The organism is Pseudomonas sp. TSO6 (genome assembly GCF_056098905.1).
Map to the genome: position 1 here is coordinate 1 of NZ_JBLZWV010000031.1, position 19,521 is coordinate 19,521.

13 protein-coding genes are annotated in these 19,521 nt (G+C 60.3%); 11 read left to right on the forward strand and 2 right to left on the reverse strand.

Features of this window, described 5'->3' with window-relative positions; all coding sequences use genetic code 11:
- Nucleotides 1–109: 109 nt before the first annotated feature.
- Both ACN6NG_RS12205 and ACN6NG_RS12210 read right to left on the reverse strand, forming a co-directional pair.
- Nucleotides 110–862, reverse strand: coding sequence for a transporter substrate-binding domain-containing protein (locus tag ACN6NG_RS12205; protein ID WP_016499314.1), 753 nt, complete (start codon nt 860–862; stop codon nt 110–112).
- Nucleotides 863–884: 22 nt separating this feature from the next.
- Nucleotides 885–1,757 carry a MurR/RpiR family transcriptional regulator gene (locus ACN6NG_RS12210; protein ID WP_016499315.1) on the reverse strand — a complete coding sequence of 291 codons (873 nt, stop codon included), beginning with the start codon at nt 1,755–1,757 and terminating at the stop codon, nt 885–887.
- Between the two features lie 142 nt (nt 1,758–1,899).
- Between ACN6NG_RS12210 and ACN6NG_RS12215 the strand changes: the two genes are divergently transcribed.
- The 11 genes from ACN6NG_RS12215 (at nt 1,900) to ACN6NG_RS12265 (ending at nt 19,401) form a co-directional block, all read left to right on the forward strand.
- Complete coding sequence (locus ACN6NG_RS12215) at nt 1,900–2,925, forward strand: Ldh family oxidoreductase (RefSeq protein WP_229609660.1); 1,026 nt, start codon at nt 1,900–1,902, stop codon at nt 2,923–2,925.
- Nucleotides 2,926–3,158: 233 nt separating this feature from the next.
- Nucleotides 3,159–4,355: an amino acid aminotransferase gene (locus ACN6NG_RS12220; protein ID WP_016499317.1), complete on the forward strand. Its 1,197-nt coding sequence runs from the start codon at nt 3,159–3,161 to the stop codon at nt 4,353–4,355.
- Nucleotides 4,356–4,745: 390 nt separating this feature from the next.
- Nucleotides 4,746–5,534, forward strand: coding sequence for an RHS repeat-associated core domain-containing protein (locus ACN6NG_RS12225; RefSeq protein ID WP_474314131.1), 789 nt, complete (start codon nt 4,746–4,748; stop codon nt 5,532–5,534).
- Between the two features lie 225 nt (nt 5,535–5,759).
- A complete protein-coding gene (locus ACN6NG_RS12230; protein WP_197899561.1) occupies nt 5,760–7,040 on the forward strand; it encodes a serine/threonine transporter in 1,281 nt (426 codons plus the stop codon).
- A 167-nt stretch (nt 7,041–7,207) separates the two neighbouring features.
- Nucleotides 7,208–7,708, forward strand: coding sequence for a thiol peroxidase (tpx, locus tag ACN6NG_RS12235; protein WP_016487454.1), 501 nt, complete (start codon nt 7,208–7,210; stop codon nt 7,706–7,708).
- Nucleotides 7,709–8,049: 341 nt separating this feature from the next.
- On the forward strand, nt 8,050–9,360 hold the full coding sequence (locus tag ACN6NG_RS12240) for an MdtA/MuxA family multidrug efflux RND transporter periplasmic adaptor subunit (protein ID WP_197899591.1): 1,311 nt from the start codon (nt 8,050–8,052) through the stop codon (nt 9,358–9,360).
- A complete protein-coding gene (locus ACN6NG_RS12245) occupies nt 9,357–12,455 on the forward strand; it encodes an MdtB/MuxB family multidrug efflux RND transporter permease subunit (protein WP_063424635.1) in 3,099 nt (1,032 codons plus the stop codon). Before ACN6NG_RS12240 ends, ACN6NG_RS12245 begins: the two co-directional genes overlap by 4 nt.
- Nucleotides 12,452–15,559 (forward strand): efflux RND transporter permease subunit, encoded by a 3,108-nt coding sequence (locus tag ACN6NG_RS12250; protein WP_474314135.1) that lies wholly within the window; start codon nt 12,452–12,454, stop codon nt 15,557–15,559. The genes ACN6NG_RS12245 and ACN6NG_RS12250 overlap by 4 nt, the downstream gene beginning before the upstream one ends.
- Nucleotides 15,556–17,043, forward strand: coding sequence for an efflux transporter outer membrane subunit (locus ACN6NG_RS12255; protein ID WP_474314138.1), 1,488 nt, complete (start codon nt 15,556–15,558; stop codon nt 17,041–17,043). Before ACN6NG_RS12250 ends, ACN6NG_RS12255 begins: the two co-directional genes overlap by 4 nt.
- Before the next feature lie 158 nt (nt 17,044–17,201).
- Nucleotides 17,202–18,680 carry an AAA family ATPase gene (locus ACN6NG_RS12260; protein ID WP_474314140.1) on the forward strand — a complete coding sequence of 493 codons (1,479 nt, stop codon included), beginning with the start codon at nt 17,202–17,204 and terminating at the stop codon, nt 18,678–18,680.
- 1 nt (nt 18,681) lies between these two features.
- The gene (locus tag ACN6NG_RS12265; protein WP_474314143.1) at nt 18,682–19,401 is read left to right on the forward strand and encodes an HNH endonuclease signature motif containing protein; all 720 of its coding nucleotides are present in this window, start codon (nt 18,682–18,684) and stop codon (nt 19,399–19,401) included.
- Nucleotides 19,402–19,521 lie beyond the last annotated feature (120 nt).

Sequence of the window (19,521 nt, forward strand, 5' to 3'; positions counted from 1 at the left end):
GCGTAGCGGCCCTAGGGTTTATGCAACTGCAGAGATTGCCGGGGCCGCTACGCGGCCCTATCGCGACGCAAGGCCGCTCCCACAGGGATTTCGCACAACTTCCTGAAGATCAGTTGTAGATATCGAAAGCGAAGTACTTGCTGGCGATCTTCTGGTACGTGCCGTTGGCCACGATCTGTTGCAGCGCGGTGTTCAGGCGCTGGCGCAGGGCTTCGTCGTCCTTGCGCACGGCAATGGCGGCATCGGCCTTGGTGTCGGCCACGTCGCCGAGGATCTTGCAGCAATCCCCGCCGTTCTTGGTCATCCACTCGTGCAGCGGGAATTTATCGGCAATTACCCCGTCCAGGCGCCCGGCGGCCAGGTCGGCGTTGGCTTCATCCATGGTCGGGTACAGCTTCACATCGGCCCCGGCCTTGCCATACACGTCTTCGGCGTAAATAGCCTGGGTGGACGACGACTGGGCACCGACGGTGTAGCCAACGAAGTCGGTCTGGGCGCTGTCGATCTTGCTGTCCTTGGCGACTGCGACGGTCAGCGGGGTGCGGTAGTAGTGGTCGGTGAAGGCGATTTTCTTGCGGCGCTCTTCGGTATTGATCATCGACGCGACGACGGCGTCGTACTTGCGCGCCATCAGGGCGGGGATGATGCCTTCCCAGTCCTGGGCCACCAGCGTGCACTCGACTTTCATCTGTTCGCACAGGGCATGGGTGATGTCGATATCGAAGCCGTGCAGCTTGTTATCGGCGTCTACATAGTTGAAGGGCGGGTAGGCACCCTCGGTGGCGAAGCGCAGGGTTTCGGCACTGGCGGCGCCCGTCAGCAGCAGGGCACACGCACCCACCAAGGCCATGGTCTTGTTCATCTCGCACCTCATTGCACTCTTGCTATTGTTGTTTGCCCGTCGGCCACGAGGTGTAGCCGACGAATTCGTTATGTAGAGCGGCAGTCGCTTCCAAGCGTTTTTCAACATCAGGCCCGAGTTTCTTGCAGACCTCGTTGACCATCAGGTGTACCCACGACAGCATCGTCGAGGTGGATTCCCAGAACAGATTGAACTCGGTGGGGATGCGGAACACCTCGTCGGCGTTGGCATCGGCCCAGTCACAGAAGGTGTCGGTCACCAGGGTGACCGCAATGCCCGCCTCGCGTGCCTTCTGGCACAGCAGCAGGGCGTGGCGGGAATAACGGCGCGCCTCGAACACCACCAGGGCGCTGTCTTCGGCACGGCCCAGCAGCACCTCGCCGAAGTGCCCGGCGCTGATGTCCACCAGTTGCACGCCATCGCGCAGGTACTGCAGCAGGTGGCTCATGCACATGGCGATGCCGCGCTCGGTCTGGAAACCGGCGATGAACACCCGCGGCTTGCTCGCCAGGCGTTGCGCTACGCTGTGCCAGGTGGGGCTTTGGCGGTACTCGTGCACACGCATCAAGGCGGCGATTTCCAGCTCCAGGCTGCCGGCGTTGTCACTGGCGTCCTGGTTCTGGCGGTAATCTTGCAGGCGGTCGCCCACCAGCCATGGGCCGTCGCCCAAGTCGTTCTGCAGGTCTTGCTTAAGCGCCTTGAGGTGGGCATAACCGAGTGAGCGGCAGAAGCGCCCGACGCTGGATTCGCTGACGCCCAGTTTGGCGGCAATGCTGGCCGAGGTCTGGAACGGCAGTTCGTGCAGGTTGGCGAGCATGTAAGTGGCGATCTTGCGGCCCGAGGCAGCGGCCCCTTCGAGGCTGTTTTCCAGGCGTTGCTTGATCGGTTGGCTCATGCTGCGGCTCCAGGGGTAAGGCTTGGGAAGAAAATGAATGTTTTCTGTCATCAAGTCAACATTTGACAGATTGCTGTCACATGCCGGAAAGTTTTTGTCGTTGCAACGCTGTAGCCATTCCAATACCAACAAGGAGCTTCAGATGTCCGCACCTTCCACCAGCACCGTCGTGCGTATGCCTTTTACCGAGCTGCAGGGTCTGTTGCAGGCCATTTTTCAGCGCCATGACTGCAGCGAGAGCGTGGCCCGGGTGCTGGCTTACAACTGCGCCAGCGCCCAGCGCGATGGTGCTCACAGCCACGGCGTATTCCGTATGCCTGGCTACGTCTCGACGTTGGCCAGCGGCTGGGTCGATGGCCAGGCCACACCGAAGGTCAGCGACGTAGCGGCCGGTTATGTACGTGTCGATGCAGCGGGCGGCTTTGCCCAGCCGGCGTTGGCGGCGGCCCGTGAGCTGTTGGTAGCCAAAGCGCGCAACGCGGGTATTGCCGTGCTGGCGATCCACAACTCGCACCACTTCGCCGCGCTGTGGCCGGATGTAGAACCGTTCGCCGACGAGGGCCTGGTGGCCCTGAGCGTGGTCAACAGCATGACCTGCGTGGTGCCGCATGGCGCACGCAAGCCCCTGTTCGGTACCAACCCCATCGCTTTTGCGGCGCCATGTGCCGAACACGATCCGATCGTCTTCGACATGGCCACCAGCGCCATGGCCCACGGTGACGTGCAGATTGCCGCGCGTGCCGGCCAGCAACTGCCGGAAGGCATGGGCGTGGACGCCAATGGCGAACCGACCACCGACCCCTTGGCCATTCTCGAAGGCGGCGCCTTGCTGCCGTTTGGCGGGCACAAGGGTTCGGCGTTGTCGATGATGGTCGAGTTGCTGGCGGCGGCGCTGACCGGGGGTAATTTCTCCTGGGAATTCGACTGGTCGGGCCACCCGGGGGCGAAGACACCCTGGACCGGGCAGCTGCTTATCGTTATCGACCCCGGCAAGGCAGAAGGCGAGCAATTTGCCCAGCGCAGCCGCGAACTGGTGGAGCAGATGCAGGCGGTGGGCCTGACGCGCATGCCGGGCGAGCGGCGCTATCGCGAGCGCGAGGTGGCCGAGGAGGAGGGCGTGGCATTGACCGAGCAGGAGTTGCAGGGGCTGAAAGCGCTGCTTGCCTGACCCAGCCTATCGCCGGCAAGCCAGCTCCCACAGGTACATCACCAACCTCAAGGCCTGTGGTGTACCTGTGGGAGCTGGCTTGCCGGCGATGAGGGCATCGCTGTCAGCACCAATCTCCAGCCATGCAATGTTGCATAGACAACCTTGCACAATAGTGGATGTTCCTGAGCCCACACTCCGGGTATGCTCAGGTCTGCCTTTTCGAACTGTCCTGATCCAAGGAGCTGCACGCTGTGTTCAAACATGTCGATGCCTATGCCGGCGACCCGATCCTCTCGCTGATGGAAACCTTCAAGGCCGACCCGCGCGCCGACAAGGTCAACCTGAGTATCGGCCTGTATTACGATGAGGCCGGCGTGGTGCCGCAACTGGCGGCTGTGGATGCGGTGGAAAAACGCATTGCCGGCCAGGACCACGAAGCGTCCCTTTACCTGCCGATGGAAGGCCTGGCCAGCTACCGCCAGGCCATCCAGGCGCTGCTGTTCGGTGCCGATCACCCGGCCGTGACCGGCGGTCGCGTGGCCACTGTGCAGACTGTGGGTGGCTCCGGCGCCCTGAAAGTCGGTGCCGACTTCCTCAAGCGCTACTTCCCGCAGGCCGAAGTCTGGGTCAGCAACCCGACCTGGGACAACCACCGCGCCATCTTCGAAGGCGCCGGCTTCAAGGTGCACACCTACCCGTATTTTGACCAGGCCACCCGTGGCGTGGACTTCGACGGCATGCTGGCTACCCTGCAGACCCTGCCGGCCAACAGCGTGGTACTGCTGCACCCGTGCTGCCATAACCCCACCGGTGCCGACCTTACGCAAAACCAGTGGCAACAAGTGGTCGAAGTGGTCAAGGCACGCCAGCTGATCCCGTTCCTCGACATCGCCTACCAAGGCTTCGCCGAAGGCCTGGTGGAAGACGCGTACGCCATCCGCGAAATGGCCCGCGCCGGTGTGCCGTGCCTGGTCAGCAACTCGTTCTCGAAGATCTTCTCGCTGTACGGCGAGCGGGTAGGCGGCCTGTCGGTGGTCTGCGACGATGACGCCACTGCCCAGAGCGTGCTTGGCCAGCTCAAGGCAACCGTGCGCCGCAACTACTCCAGCCCGCCCAATTTTGGCGCCCAGCTGGTTGCAGGCGTGCTCAGCGATGCAGCCCTCAATGCCCAGTGGGCCGAGGAAGTCGAAGTGATGCGCAAGCGTATCCTCGACATGCGTCAGGCGCTGGTCGATGCCCTGGCCGTGCTGCTGCCAGGCCAGGACTTCCAGTTCTTCCTGCGCCAGCGTGGCATGTTCAGCTACACCGGCTTCAGCGTCGAGCAAGTGCGCCGCCTGCGTGACGAGTTTGGCGTGTACCTGATCGACAGTGGCCGCGTGTGCATGTCCGGCTTGCGCCCGGCCAACCTGCAACAGGTTGCCGAAGCGTTCGCTGCTGTTCAGAAATAGCGCAAGATACGGGCCGTATTGCGGCCCATCCGAGGGGCGCATTGCGCCCCTTTCTCTACATGAAACGCTCCCGCCCCCCTTTGCACCTCCCCGTAGAGGTAAATATCGCCGCCCTCGAACAGGTTTGCCTGATCAAGAACACCTGATATTTCTGCCAGTTGTGCCCTGAGGCTGATCTGCCAATACTGGCGCAGCGGTAAATGAACTCAGGCGTGAGGGCGAAGGAAGGGTGAAACTATTTTATTGCGCAGGAAAAGTTCACACCCTAAAGTCGGAAGGTAGTGTTCGGCAGGTCATTCGACACGATAGGGATGTGCTTATAGAGCGGGGTGCTGTTACCCACGTGGCGTGGGGGGATAAGCAGGCTTCAGTACTTGGGGCGATAGGGCGATGGGGCCGGCAGGGGTTCATGGAAAAAGCTACGGCGTCTACGGCGTACATGAGGAATCTGCTGAATTGGCAAGTGTGATCGGCTTTTCAGGGTATTACTTCGATGCACTGTCTACATACTATCTGCTCGGTAACGGTTATCGTAGCTACAGCCCCAGTATGATGCGTTTCTTGTCACCCGATAGTCTTAGCCCCTTTAGCCGAGGCGGCCTGAATGCGTATGGGTACTGTGCCGGAGATCCGTTAAACCGAGTTGATCCGGATGGGAGATCCTGGGAATCGGCGTTTACGCTCAAGCTAGTAAAATTCAAGGTTAAAGATAGTTCTCCTGGTGTGCGGAACTTTATGAAAGCCAGGACAGGTTCGGAGAGGCCGGATATACAAATTGCAGATTTTACTGCAGCGTTCAAGGATAAATTTGATGCTACGCCTTCAGGTGAGCTAAATTTTGACGAAACGACTCCCGTTGGGGGCATTCCGGAAGTTAAGCCGATGGTTTTGTATCGGTCTATGAAAAACGCTAAGCGCGCCTATATGGCGCTTGCTGTGAATAACTTGGACATTGATTCGAAAGGGATGTTACCGCAGCATGAACGCCTAGTTAAACGGCTGGTGGAGAGGTTAAATGATGCCGGAGACTTTAGCATTTCATTCCAGGAGCATGATCGAGGATTTCAGCGCGCTCACGAAAAAAATATGACGGAAATTGATGGTTGGCTGGAGGGCATGAGAAAGGAGCGAGATGCGAGCGCCATTCAGTTAGCTGCGCGGCTTAGGCGTCAGAAGTAACTTTTAAACGTTAAGAGCGCCACTGCAAATGGGACAGGCATTTCGTCCCGATGGCTCGTCGGTGCCACCCTTGTCATGACAAGTGCAACCGCCCCTCGGAAAAGGGCTTCGCAAGTGCAACCTTTCCGTGCACAATCGCGCCCCTCTTTTCCGGTTGAGTTGGGCGAAGGCACTGTTTCGCCATTCTCAGCCTGTTACAGTCTTGCGAGTGGAGCTTCACCCGGAATGAATGAGCAGGCCCCAAGCGTTGAACAACGCTTTGTAGAATCGACCCCCGCCACTCTCGGCAGCTGGGCGCGTCACGACACCACCTGGATGCTGGGCCTGTTCGGCACGGCCATTGGCGCCGGAACCCTGTTCCTGCCGATCAACGCCGGCCTTGGCGGTTTCTGGCCGCTGCTGATCCTGGCTGTATTGGCCTTCCCAATGACCTACTTCGCCCACCGCGGGTTGACCCGCTTCGTGCTCTCCGGGCGCAATGGTGGCGACATCACCGAAGTGGTCAAAGAGCACTTCGGCAGCAACGCCGGTGCCGCGATCACGGTGCTCTACTTCTTCGCGATCTTCCCCATCCTGCTTATCTATAGCGTGGCACTGACCAACACCGTGTCCAGCTTCATGGAGCACCAGTTGCACATGCAGCCGCCGCCGCGTGTGATCCTGTCGTTCGTACTGATCCTCGGCCTGCTGGCCATCGTGCGCTGCGGCGAGCAGGCCACGGTCAAGGTCATGAGCCTGCTGGTGTACCCGTTCATCGTCGCCCTGGCCCTGCTGGGCCTGTACCTGGTGCCGCATTGGACCGGTGGCATCCTCGACAGCGCCACCCAGGTGCCGCCGGCCTCGGCCTTCCTGCACACCCTGTGGCTGGCCATTCCGGTAATGGTGTTCTCGTTCAACCACTCGCCGATCATTTCGGCCTTCGCCGTCGACCAGAAACGCCGCTACGGCGAGCATGCCGACGAGCGTAGCGGCCAGATCCTGCGCCGTGCCCACCTGCTGATGGTGGTGATGGTGCTGTTCTTCGTGTTCAGCTGCGTGCTCACCCTGAGCAGCGCCCAACTGGCCGAAGCCAAGGCACAGAACCTGTCGATCCTGTCGTACCTGGCCAACCACTTCAGCAACCCGACCATCGCGTTCGCTGCGCCGCTGATCGCCTTCGTGGCCATCGCCAAGTCGTTCCTGGGCCATTACATCGGTGCCAGTGAAGGCCTCAAGGGTATTATCGCCAAGACCGGTGCACGCCCGGGTGCCAAAACCCTGGACCGCGTGGTAGCCGCGTTGATGCTGGTGGTGTGCTGGATCGTTGCCACCCTCAACCCGAGCATCCTCGGCATGATCGAATCGCTCGGCGGCCCGATCCTTGCGGTGCTGTTGTTCCTGATGCCGATGTACGCCATCCACCGTGTACCGTCGATGCGCAAGTACAGCGGTGCAGCCTCCAACGTGTTCGTTGTAGTGGTCGGCCTGGTTGCGTTGACCTCGGTGGTGTACGGCCTGCTGGGCTGATTCGCTGCCTGAAATAAAGAATGCCCGGGTCGCTTGTCGCAACCTGGGCATTTTTTTGTCCACAAAAAATATCCGGCAATAGAACAATTTCACCTGCCCCCATAGGCACCCGGCCGCCTTCATGCTTAACTCAGTGTCCTTTTCAAACCCAGCATAAGGATTTCGTCATGGCTCAAGTGACTCTCAAAGGCGGCCCGGTTCAGGTCAACGGCGAACTGCCGAAAATCGGCGCCCAGGCTCCGGCATTCTCCCTGGTCGGTGAAGGCCTGGCTGACAAGTCGCTGAAGGACTACGCCGGCAAGCGCAAGGTGCTGAACATCTTCCCGAGCGTTGACACCCCAACCTGCGCCACCTCCGTGCGCAAGTTCAACGCCCAGGCCAACGATGTGGCCAACACCGTGGTGCTGTGCATCTCCGCCGACCTGCCGTTCGCCCAAGCACGCTTCTGCGGTGCCGAAGGCCTGGAAAACGTGAAGAACCTGTCGACCCTGCGTGGCCGCGAGTTCCTCGAAAACTACGGCGTCGCCATCGCCGACGGCCCGCTGGCCGGCCTGGCTGCCCGCGCCGTGGTGGTGCTGGATGAAAACGACAACGTGCTGCACAGCGAGCTGGTTGGCGAAATCGCTGACGAGCCGAACTACGATGCAGCGCTGGCAGTACTGAAGTAAGGGTTGCGGGGCAGGGCGGCTGAGTCCTGTGTTGGCCTCTTCGCGGGTGAACCCGCTCCCACAGGTAAAGCACAGTTTTTGAAATCTGTGCGGGATCTGTGGGAGCGGGTTCACCCGCGAAAGGGCCAGCCCAGGCAACCGAAACCTTTCAGCCCGCCACTACTCCAAGCAACACCCTGTAACGGCCCGGAACGCTTTCCGGGCCGTTTTCATTTAAAGTTCAGCGTCTTGGCAACGTCAGCCAAAGGTAAACCTCTGGTAAAGGCCCTTTGCTAAAACGATGCCATTGCTTATCGTTCACCCTCCCCAAGCCGCCATTCCGAACAAGGTTCGTTCAACCCATGCAAGTGTCCAATTCCCGTTCCCCCCGTCGCTGGCTCGTCGGCCTGCTGATCCTGCTGCTGGTGGCTGCCCTGGCCTGGTGGCTGTGGCCTGCAGCAACGCCTGCGCATAAAGAAGCCAGCGGCGGCGGGCGCGGAGGCAAGGGCATGGGCATGATCGGCGGCCGCCCAGGGTTCGGCGGCTCGAGCGAAGCGGTGCCGGTGCGCGTCGAACCGGTACGCGTGGGCGACTTCCCCCTGTATTACAAAGCCCTGGGCACAGTCACTGCCACCAACACGGTCAATGTGCGCAGCCGCGTGGCTGGCGAACTGGTGAAGATCCACTTCAAGGAAGGCCAGCAGGTCAAGGCCGGCGACCTGCTCGCCGAAATCGACCCGCGCTCGTACCGCATCGCCCTGCAGCAGGCCGAAGGTACGCTGGCGCAAAACCAGGCGCAGCTGAAGAACGCCCAGGTGGATGTAGCCCGCTACAAAGGCCTGTACGCTGAAGACAGTATCGCCAAGCAAACCCTCGACACCGCCGAAGCGCAGGTGGCGCAGTTCCAGGGGCTGGTCAAGACCAATCAGGCTCAGGTCAACGACGCCCGGCTGAACCTCGACTTCACCCAGATCCGTGCGCCGATCAACGGCCGCGTGGGCCTGCGCCAGCTGGACCTGGGCAACCTCGTTGCGGCCAACGACACCACGGCACTGGTGGTGATTACCCAGACCGAGCCGATCAACGTCGCCTTCACCCTGCCGGAAACCGAGCTGAGCACCGTGCTGGAACGCTACCGCAGCGGCGCCAGCCTGCCGGTCGAGGCCTGGGACCGCAGTGACAGCAAGCTGCAGTCCACAGGCGTGCTGGGTAGCATCGACAACCAGATCGACATTACGACCGGTACGCTCAAGTTCAAGGGCCGCTTCGAGAACAAGGACCTCGCCCTGTTCCCCAACCAGTTCGTCAACGTGCGCCTGCTGGCCGATACCCTCAAGCAGGTGATCATGGCCCCGGCAGCGGCCATCCAGTTTGGTAACGACGGTACTTTTGCCTATGTGGTGAACGCTGAAAACACGGTGAACGTGCGCAAGCTCAAGGTCGGCGCCAGCGATGGCGAGAACAGCGTCATCCTCGAAGGCCTGAAGGCGGGTGACCGCCTGGTGCTGGAAGGCACCGACCGCCTGCGCGAAGGCACCAAGGTGGAAGTGGTCGAAGACAGCTCGCAAGTACCGACCACCCCAGGCCAGCACCTGCAAGGCCAGGAAGCCAAAGGTTCGGCGCACACAGGTGAAGCGCAGCCTGGCAACGCAGCAGGCAAGGCGGGCGCATGAACCTCTCGCGTCTGTTCATCCTGCGGCCGGTCGCCACCACGCTGAGCATGCTGGCCATCGTCCTGGCCGGCCTGATCGCCTACAAGCTGCTGCCGGTTTCCGCTTTACCGCAGGTGGATTACCCGACCATCCGCGTCATGACGCTGTACCCCGGTGCCAGCCCGCAGGTGATGACCAGCGCGGTCACCGCTCCGCTGGAGCGCCAGTTCGGCCAGATGCCGGGCCTGAGCCAGATGGCCTCGACCAGCTCCGGCGGGGCGTCGGTGCTGACCCTGCGTTTCAACCTCGACATGAACATGGACGTTGCCGAGCAACAGGTGCAGGCCGCGATCAACGCCGCCAGTAACTTGCTGCCCAGCGACCTGCCGGCACCGCCGGTGTACAACAAGGTCAACCCGGCCGACACCCCGGTGCTGACCCTGGCCATTTCCAGCAAGACCATGCCGCTGCCCAAGCTCAACGACCTGGTCGATACGCGTGTGGCGCAAAAGCTCGCGCAGATCAGCGGCGTGGGCATGGTCAGCATTGCCGGCGGCCAGCGCCAGGCGGTACGCATCAAGGTCAACGTCGACGCCCTGGCGGCCAATGGCCTGAACCTGGATGACGTGCGTACGCTGATCGGTGCCTCGAACGTGAACCAGCCCAAGGGCAATTTCGATGGCCCCACCCGGGTGTCGATGCTCGATGCCAATGACCAGCTGCGTTCCCCCGAGGAATACGCCAACCTGATCCTGGCGTACACCAACGGTGCGCCGTTGCGTCTGAAAGACGTGGCCGAAATCGTCGATGGTGCAGAAAACGAGCGCCTGGCCGCCTGGGCCAACGAAAACCACGCGGTGCTGCTGAACATCCAGCGCCAGCCAGGCGCCAACGTGATCGAAGTGGTCGACCGCATCAAGGAACTGTTGCCGTCGATCACCGACAACCTGCCGGCGGGCCTCGATGTGTCGGTGCTGACCGACCGCACCCAGACCATTCGCGCCGCAGTCAAGGACGTACAGCATGAACTGCTGATCGCCATCGTCCTGGTGGTAATGGTCACCTTCGTCTTTCTGCGCCGTTTCAGCGCCACCCTCATTCCGTCGATTGCCGTGCCACTGTCGCTGATCGGCACCTTCGGCGTGATGTACCTGGCGGGTTTCTCGGTGAACAACCTGACGCTGATGGCCCTGACCATTGCCACCGGGTTTGTGGTCGACGACGCCATCGTCATGCTGGAGAACATCTCCCGGCACATCGAAGAGGGCGAGACGCCCATGCAGGCGGCGCTCAAGGGCGCCCGGCAGATCGGCTTTACCCTGATTTCGCTGACCTTCTCGCTGATTGCAGTACTGATCCCGCTGCTGTTCATGGCTGACGTGGTCGGCCGCCTGTTCCGCGAGTTCGCCATCACCCTGGCGGTGGCCATCCTGATTTCCCTGGTGGTGTCGCTGACCCTGACGCCGATGATGTGCGCGCGCCTGCTCAAGCGCGAGCCCAAGGAAGAAGAACAAGGCCGCTTCTACCGCGCCAGCGGCGCCTGGATCGACTGGCTGATCAAACATTACGGCAACGCCCTGCAGTGGGTACTCAAGCACCAGCCGCTGACCCTGCTGGTAGCCGTGGCCAGCCTGGTGCTGACCGTCTTCCTGTACATGGTGGTACCGAAGGGCTTCTTCCCGGTGCAGGACACCGGGGTGATCCAGGGCATTTCCGAAGCACCGCAGTCCACTTCGTTTGCCGCCATGAGCGAGCGCCAGCAGGCCCTGAGCAAGGTGATCCTGCAGGACCCTGCCGTGCAGAGCCTGTCGTCCTACATTGGCGTTGATGGCGACAACGCCACGCTCAACAGCGGCCGCCTGCTGATCAACCTCAAGCCACACGGCGAACGCGATGTCACCGCCACTGAAGTGATCAGCCGCTTGCAGCCGCAACTTGACCGGCTGGTGGGCATCCGCCTGTTCATGCAACCGGTGCAGGACCTGAGCATCGAAGACCGGGTCAGCCGTACCCAGTACCAGTTCAGCCTGTCATCGCCGGACGCCGACCTGCTGTCGCAGTGGAGCGGCAAGCTGGTGCAGGCGCTGCAGCAGCGCCCGGAACTGGTCGACGTGGCCAGTGACCTGCAGGACAAGGGCCTGCAGGTATACCTGCTGATCGACCGTGACATGGCCAGCCGCCTGGGCATCAACGTGGCGCAGATCACCAACGCCCTGTACGACGCCTTCGGCCAGCGGCAGATCTCGACCATCTATACCCAGGCCAGCCAGTACCGCGTGGTGTTGCAGTCGAAGGACGCGGCAGTCATCGGCCCACAGGCGCTGGAGTCGATCCACGTCAAGGCCGCCGATGGCGGCCAGGTAAGGCTGTCGGCACTGGCGCGCATCGAGCAGCGCCAGGCCCAACTGGCCATTTCCCACATCGGCCAGTTCCCGGCGGTGACCCTGTCGTTCAACCTGGCCCATGGCGCGTCGTTGGGCGAAGCCGTGCAGGTGATCGAGCAGGTGCAGAAGGACATCGGCATGCCGCTGGGGGTACAAACCCGCTTCCAGGGCGCCGCAGAGGCCTTCCAGGCGTCGCTGTCCAGTACCTTGCTGCTGATTCTGGCGGCGGTGGTGACCATGTACATCGTGCTGGGCGTGCTGTACGAAAGCTACATCCACCCGGTGACCATCCTCTCGACCCTGCCGTCGGCGGCGGTGGGGGCCTTGCTGGCCTTGCTCATCAGCGGCAACGACCTGGGCATGATCGCCATCATCGGCATCATCCTGCTGATCGGCATCGTCAAGAAGAACGCGATCATGATGATCGACTTTGCCCTTGAGGCCGAGCGCCATCAGGGCATGAGCCCGCGCGATGCGATTTACCAGGCGGCGCTGCTGCGCTTCCGGCCGATCCTGATGACCACCCTGGCCGCGCTGTTTGGTGCCGTGCCGCTGATGCTCGCCACCGGTTCCGGCGCCGAGCTGCGCCAGCCGCTGGGCCTGGTGATGGTCGGCGGGTTGCTGGTCAGCCAGGTGCTGACGCTGTTCACCACCCCGGTCATCTACCTGTACTTCGACCGCCTGGCCCGCCGCTGGCGCCCGGCCACTGACGTGAAGCAGGCAGAGGCATGAACCTGTCCGGTCCTTTCATCCGTCGCCCGGTAGCGACCATGCTGCTGAGCCTGGCGATCATGCTGCTGGGCGGGGTCAGCTTCGGCCTGTTGCCCGTGTCACCGCTGCCGCAGATGGACTTCCCCGTAATCGTGGTGTCGGCCAACTTGTCCGGCGCCAGCCCGGAGGTCATGGCCTCCACCGTGGCCACGCCACTGGAGCGCAAGCTGGGCAGCATCGCCGGCGTGACCACATTGACCAGCAGCTCCAACCAGGGCTCCACGCGGGTCATCATCGGCTTCGAGATGGGCCGCGACATCGACGGCGCGGCGCGCGAGGTGCAGGCAGCGATCAACGCCACCCGTAACCTGCTGCCCAGCGGCATGCGCAGCATGCCCACCTACAAGAAGATCAACCCGTCGCAAGCACCGATCATGGTGCTGTCGCTGACGTCGGACGTGCTGCAGAAAGGCCAGCTGTACGACCTGGCCGACACCATCCTGTCGCAGAGCCTGGCCCAGGTGTCGGGGGTAGGGGAGGTGCAGATCGGCGGCAGTTCGCTGCCGGCGGTGCGCATTGCCGTCGAGCCGCAATTGCTCAACCAGTACGGTGTGTCGCTGGACGATGTGCGCACGGCCGTGTCCAACGCCAACCAGCGCCGGCCCATGGGCTTTGTCGAGGATGCCGAGCGCAACTGGCAGGTGAGGGCCAACGACCAGCTGGAAAGCGCCAAGGATTACGAGCCGGTGGTGATCCGCCAGCAGAACGGCACCATCCTGCGCCTGTCCGACGTGGCGACCATTACCGATGGCGTGGAGAACCGCTACAACAGTGGTTTTTTCAATGACCAGAGCGCAGTGCTGCTGGTGGTCAACCGCCAGACCGGTGCCAACATCATCGAAACGGTCGACCAGATCAAGGCGCAGTTGCCAGCCCTGCAGTCGTTGCTGCCGGCCAATGTGCAACTGAACGTGGCAATGGACCGCTCGCCGGTGATCAAGGCCACCCTGAAGGAGGCCGAACACACCCTGCTGATTGCTGTGGTGCTGGTGATCCTGGTGGTGTACCTGTTCCTCGGCAGCCTGCGCGCCTCACTCATCCCCAGCCTGGCAGTGCCAGTGTCGCTGGTGGGGACTTTCGCGGTCATGTACCTGTGTGGCTTCTCGCTCAACAACCTGTCGCTGATGGCCTTGATCCTCGCCACTGGCCTGGTGGTGGACGACGCCATCGTGGTCCTGGAGAACATCTCGCGGCACATCGAGGACGGCCAGCCGCCGATGAAGGCGGCCTTCCTGGGGGCCAAGGAAGTGGGCTTCACCTTGCTGTCGATGAACGTGTCGCTGGTGGCGGTATTCGTCTCCATCCTGTTCATGGGCGGCATCGTGCGCAACCTGTTCCAGGAGTTCTCGATCACACTGGCGGCGGCGATCATCGTGTCGCTGGTGGTATCGCTGACCCTCACGCCGATGCTGTGCGCCCGCTGGCTCAAACCACACCAGGCCGAGCAGACCCGCGTGCAGCGCTGGAGCGACAAGGTGCACCAGCGCATGGTCAACGCCTATGACCGTAGCCTGGGCTGGGTCTTGCGCCACAAAGGCCTGACCCTGCTCAGCCTGCTGGCGACCATTGCTATCAACATCGCCCTGTACGTGGTGGTGCCCAAGACGCTGATGCCGCAGCAGGACACTGGCCAGCTGATGGGCTTTATCCGCGGTGATGACGGCCTGTCGTTCAGCGTGATGCAGCCGAAAATGGAGATCTACCGCCGCGCCTTGCTGGCCGACCCGGCAGTGCAGAGCGTTGCCGGTTTCATCGGTGGCAACAGCGGCACCAACAATGCCATGGTGCTGGTGCGCCTGAAGCCGATCAGCGAGCGCAAGATCGATGCACAGAAGGTGATCGAGCGCCTGCGCAAGGAAATGCCCAAAGTGCCAGGCGGGCGGCTGTTCCTGATGGCCGACCAGGACCTGCAACTGGGTGGCGGCGGGCGTGACCAGAGCTCGTCGCAGTACCTGTATACCCTGCAGAGTGGCGACCTGGCCGCATTGCGCCAGTGGTTCCCCAAGGTGGTTGCGGCGCTGCGTGCACTGCCGGAACTGACCGCCATCGACGCCCGTGACGGTTCTGGTACCCAGCAGGTGACGCTGGTGGTCGACCGTGACCAGGCCAAGCGCCTGGGCATCGACATGGACATGGTCACCTCGGTGTTGAACAACGCCTACAGCCAGCGTCAGATCTCCACCATCTACGACAGCCTCAACCAGTACCAGGTGGTGCTGGAGATCAACCCCAAGTACGCCTGGGACCCGAGCACGCTGGAGCAGGTGCAAGTGATTACCGCCGACGGCGCTCGCGTACCGCTGTCGACCATCGCCCGCTACGAGAACAGCCTGGCCAACGACCGGGTCAGCCACGAAGGCCAGTTCGCCTCGGAAGACATCGCCTTCGACGTCGCCGAAGGCTACAGCCCCGACCAGGCCATGGCGGCGCTGGAACGCGCGGTGGCGAAGGTGGGCTTGCCCGAAGAGGTAATTGCCAAGCTTGGTGGTACGGCCGATGCCTTCGCCAAGACCCAGCAGGGCCAGCCGTTCATGATCCTTGGCGCACTGCTGCTGGTGTATCTGGTGCTGGGCATTCTTTATGAAAGCTACATCCACCCGCTGACCATTCTCTCGACACTGCCTTCGGCAGGCGTTGGTGCCTTGCTGACGCTGTACGTCACTGGTGGCGAATTCAGCTTGATCTCGCTGTTGGGGCTGTTCCTGCTGATCGGTGTGGTGAAGAAGAACGCCATTTTGATGATCGACCTGGCCTTGCAGCTGGAGCGCCATCAGGGCATGTCGCCGGAAGAGTCGATCCGCCGGGCTTGCCTGCTGCGCCTGCGACCGATCCTGATGACCACCCTGGCTGCCATCCTTGGCGCCTTGCCGCTGCTGCTGAGCCATGCCGAAGGCGCGGAAATGCGCCAGCCGCTGGGCCTGACCATCATCGGTGGACTGGTGTTCAGCCAGGTCCTCACCCTTTACACGACGCCGGTTGTCTACCTGTACCTGGACCGCCTGCGCCACCGTTTCAACCGTTGGCGCGGCGTGCGCACCGACGCCGCCCTGGAAACCCCGCTATGACTTTTGCCCAGACCCCACTTCACCGTGCGCTGCAAGCGCTGACCCGTGGGCGTGGCTCGCGCCTGCTCGGCGCCGGGTTGTGCGTGGCCTTGCTCAGTGCCTGTACCCTGAGCCCGGACTATCACCGCCCAGAGCTGAACAGCCCGGCTGCGCAGTTCAAACACGCCGAAGGCTGGAGCCAGGCCACGCCATCCGATGCCATCGCCCGCGGCGCCTGGTGGGAAATCTACGGCGATGCCGGGCTGAATGCGTTGGTCGAGGAGCTTAACCGCAGCAACCAGACCGTGGCGCAATCAGAAGCGCAGTACCGCCAGGCCCAGGCGCTGGTGCGCAGCAGCCGTGCGGCGCTGTTCCCCAGCCTGGACCTGAGCGCCGGCAAGAACCGCTCGGCGCAGGGTACCGGCAGCTCCAGTTCCAGCTTGTCCAACAACAGCAGCGGCATTCGCAATACCTACAACGCCCAGCTCGGTGTCAGCTGGGAAATCGACCTGTGGGGCAAGTTGCGCGAAACCATGAATGCCAACGAGGCAAGTGCCGAAGCCAGCCTCGCCGACCTCGCTTCGATCCGTTTGAGCCAGCAATCGGAGCTGGTGCAGAACTACCTGCAATTGCGGGTCATCGATGAGCAGAAGCGCTTGCTGGAAGCCACCGTGGCGGCCTATGAGCGCTCGTTGCGAATGACCGAAAACCAGTACCGCGCTGGTGTCTCTGGCCCGGATGCCGTGGCCCAGGCGCGTACCCAGCTGAAGAGCACCCAGGCTGATCTGATCGACCTGATCTGGCAGCGTGCGCAGTTCGAGAACGCCATCGCCGTGCTGCTGGGCAAGACCCCGGCCGATTTCGCCCTGGCTGACAGCAAGGCCATTCCGGCGTTGCCGCAAATTCCGGTTTCGCTGCCGTCGCAGCTGCTGGAACGTCGCCCGGACATCGCTGCTGCCGAACGCAATGTGATGGCGGCCAACGCCAATATCGGTGTGTCGCGGGCAGCGTACTTCCCCGATCTCAGCCTGAGCATGAGTGGTGGTTATTCCAGCAGCAGCTTCAGCAACTGGATCGAACTGCCCAACCGCTACTGGTCGGTAGGCCCGCAGCTGGCGCTGACCCTGTTCGACGCCGGCAAGCGCAGCGCCGAGGTGGACCGTACGGTGGCGGTGTATGACCAGACCGTGGCGCAGTACCGCCAGACCGTGCTGGATGGCTTCAAGGAAGTGGAAAACCTGTTGGTGCAGTTGAAGGTGTATGGCGATGAAGCGGTGGTGCGCCAGGAAGCGCTGGACGCCGCCCGCGAGTCGCTGCGCCTGACCGAGAACCAGTACCGCGCTGGGCTGATTGGCTATCTGGATGTCGTCAACGTGCAGACCACGGCGCTGAGTAACGAGCGCAGCGTGTTGAACCTGCTGCAAGGCCGCCTGGTGGCCAGTGTGCAGTTGGTGGCTGCGCTGGGTGGGGGGTGGGAGAAGGGAAATCAACTGCAAATTGAGTAAGTAGAGGGGCGGGGAGCAAGCGCTTTTTTATAGAGTGCTTGCTAGCATTGCTACGCATAGTCTATAAGGTGCGGGTCTACTTCGCGGTGTCAAGTGACTTGGCACTTGGCATGGTTTTAAGTCTCACCGAGAATTCAATCGGTTAAAGGAATTTGGTGATGAGAATTGAAAGTCTTCGTCTCGAAAATTTTCGAGGTCATGTTGATACTGTTTTTGAGTTTCATTCAAATTTTAACTTGGTTGTTGGAGAGAATGGGGCGGGTAAAACCTCTCTCCTGGAGGCTGTTACGATCGCAATTGGATCATGGCTTCTAGGGTTTCCAGGGCATGATTCTAGAAATATCCGTGAAAGAGATGTTCGTCGTGTATTCGATGTGGTTGAGCGTCGGTATCGTGAACTTCCCCAGTACCCTGTTCGAGTTTCGGCGCAAGGCTATGTCCATGTCGCTAAGGCATCAAGAAATGAATCAACGGGGGAAGTTGAGTACGAGGCCCTTAGTAACGGAAAGAAAAATCCACGGGAATTGCCAGTGGAGTGGGAAAGGTCGATAGAAACTGCTGGAGGTAAGACGACCCGCCGTGGTGCTGCGGATATAAAAAGATATGCGAGTATTTTTTCCGATTCAGTACTGCAGCGAGAGCCTAGGATATTGCCGTTGATTCGCTATTTTGGTGCTGGAAGGCTATGGGAATCGGTTAGGGATACGGAAGGGAAGGCGCTCAGTAAGCACAAGGGCAAGCAGCCCGCTGACTTGTTGGAAGATGCTGATGAAATAGATATGGCACTGCGGGAGTACGATAAGCTATCCGAGCCTTTCTATGGCTATCGAATGAGTGTTGATAAGCGGTGTAATCCGGATGACTTGCTGCGCTGGATGGCTGTAGAATATCTGACCGAACTTGACGAGGATGAGTACTCTCCAGCGTTAAGGTTGGTATATAAGGCTATTGAATTGTTTTTGCCGGAGATTCAGTCAGCGCGCTATGTGAAGAGGCTTGGCTCGCTTGTTCTTAATTTTAAGAGTGGTCAGCGTCAGCCATTTAGTGATCTCAGTGATGGTTACAGGAATATTGTCGCCATCGTTGCGGATTTAGCGATCAAAGCATCAATGCTCAATCCGCAGCTTGGTGAAAAAGCACTTGATATGACGCCGGGCGTTGTTTTGATTGATGAGCTAGATCTTCATTTGCACCCCCGCTGGCAGCGGCGAGTTGTAGAAGACCTTCGTCGTACCTTCCCAAAGGTTCAGTTTATTTGTACGACGCATTCACCGTTTCTGATACAAACCTTGCGTGACGGGAGCGAATTAATTGTGCTTGACTCTCCTGGTGACTCGAATACCGACGTTGATAGTGAGTCTCCATCTATACAAGTGCTTGATAAACTTGATAATTTGGGGATTGAAACTATTTCCCGAGGTATCATGGGTGTTGACGCAGAGGCGAGTCCGCAGTACATGGCCATGCTTGAGGCGGCAAAAGAATATCTTGCCGAGTTAGATGAGGCCGCGAAGGCACCCGAGGATCGCTTGGAGGAGTATAAGCGGCAACTATCGAAGCGTATTGCGCCTTTTGCAGATAATCCAGCTTTTCAGGCTGTTTTGGAAGCTGAGCGGATATATAAAATAGGGAAATGAAATGCGGCCTGTCAGTAAAGGCAAGGTGCCATATGAGTACACGGATGGGCAGCCCTACGGTAAGGCCGTAGGCGGACTTTCGGCTAGGATTGGAAAGTACTGTTCGTACTGCGAGCGTCGATTGAATAATGGAATAGAGGTCGAGCATATCCAGGCCAAAGACATTCATGATGCCTTGGAGCGGGTTTGGTCAAATTTTTTGGTTAGTTGCAAGAATTGTAATTCGACAAAGTCAAAGAAGGATCCTGCACTGTCAGATTGGTTGATTCCAGATAGGGATAATACCGCAGCTGCTTTTTCCTATAGAAAGGACGGAGTTATTGAGGTAGTAGTTGGTGGTGTTGTTAAAAGTTGTGCTGAAAAAACTCTTGATCTCATGAATTTGAATAAAGAGGTTCGGCGTGTTTTGGATGAGCAAGGAAATCTGCTAGCGTTAGATAGGCGAACTCAGCGCTTGGAAGCTTGGGTGGCAGCAGAGAGGTGGTCGACGAGATATGCAAGTAACCAAAGTGCGGATTTGCAAGACGCGATTATTGAAATTGTAAAGTTGTCAGGCTTTTTTAGCATCTGGATGCAGGCATTTACTGGTTTTCCAGATATGCGTCGAAAGTTTATAGAGAATTTCCCGGGCACCGAAGTATCTTGTTATGATGCGGTTACAACGATGGCTGTCGGGATGCATCCAAATTCAGATGGATGGGGGGCAGGTAGTAAGTTGTGATGTTTATTTACGATTTCATTTGCGAATTGTCAAGTTTCAAGGAGGATCTAAGAACAGTAACCCTTGAAGGTTTTGGATCCATTCCCATTCGCAAAAACCCCGTGCGTTTCGCCTAAGCTT

What these genes read in the sequence shown, in the direction of transcription:
- ACN6NG_RS12205 (WP_016499314.1), bottom strand. Translation starts at nt 862, where the DNA reads ATGAACAAGACCATGGCCTTGGTGGGTGCGTGTGCCCTGCTGCTGACG.
- ACN6NG_RS12210 (WP_016499315.1), bottom strand. Translation starts at nt 1,757, where the DNA reads ATGAGCCAACCGATCAAGCAACGCCTGGAAAACAGCCTCGAAGGGGCC.
- ACN6NG_RS12215 (WP_229609660.1), top strand. Translation starts at nt 1,900, where the DNA reads ATGTCCGCACCTTCCACCAGCACCGTCGTGCGTATGCCTTTTACCGAG.
- ACN6NG_RS12225 (WP_474314131.1), top strand. Translation starts at nt 4,746, where the DNA reads ATGGGGCCGGCAGGGGTTCATGGAAAAAGCTACGGCGTCTACGGCGTA.
- ACN6NG_RS12230 (WP_197899561.1), top strand. Translation starts at nt 5,760, where the DNA reads ATGAATGAGCAGGCCCCAAGCGTTGAACAACGCTTTGTAGAATCGACC.
- tpx (WP_016487454.1), top strand. Translation starts at nt 7,208, where the DNA reads ATGGCTCAAGTGACTCTCAAAGGCGGCCCGGTTCAGGTCAACGGCGAA.
- ACN6NG_RS12240 (WP_197899591.1), top strand. Translation starts at nt 8,050, where the DNA reads ATGCAAGTGTCCAATTCCCGTTCCCCCCGTCGCTGGCTCGTCGGCCTG.
- ACN6NG_RS12245 (WP_063424635.1), top strand. Translation starts at nt 9,357, where the DNA reads ATGAACCTCTCGCGTCTGTTCATCCTGCGGCCGGTCGCCACCACGCTG.
- ACN6NG_RS12250 (WP_474314135.1), top strand. Translation starts at nt 12,452, where the DNA reads ATGAACCTGTCCGGTCCTTTCATCCGTCGCCCGGTAGCGACCATGCTG.
- ACN6NG_RS12255 (WP_474314138.1), top strand. Translation starts at nt 15,556, where the DNA reads ATGACTTTTGCCCAGACCCCACTTCACCGTGCGCTGCAAGCGCTGACC.
- ACN6NG_RS12260 (WP_474314140.1), top strand. Translation starts at nt 17,202, where the DNA reads ATGAGAATTGAAAGTCTTCGTCTCGAAAATTTTCGAGGTCATGTTGAT.
- ACN6NG_RS12265 (WP_474314143.1), top strand. Translation starts at nt 18,682, where the DNA reads ATGCGGCCTGTCAGTAAAGGCAAGGTGCCATATGAGTACACGGATGGG.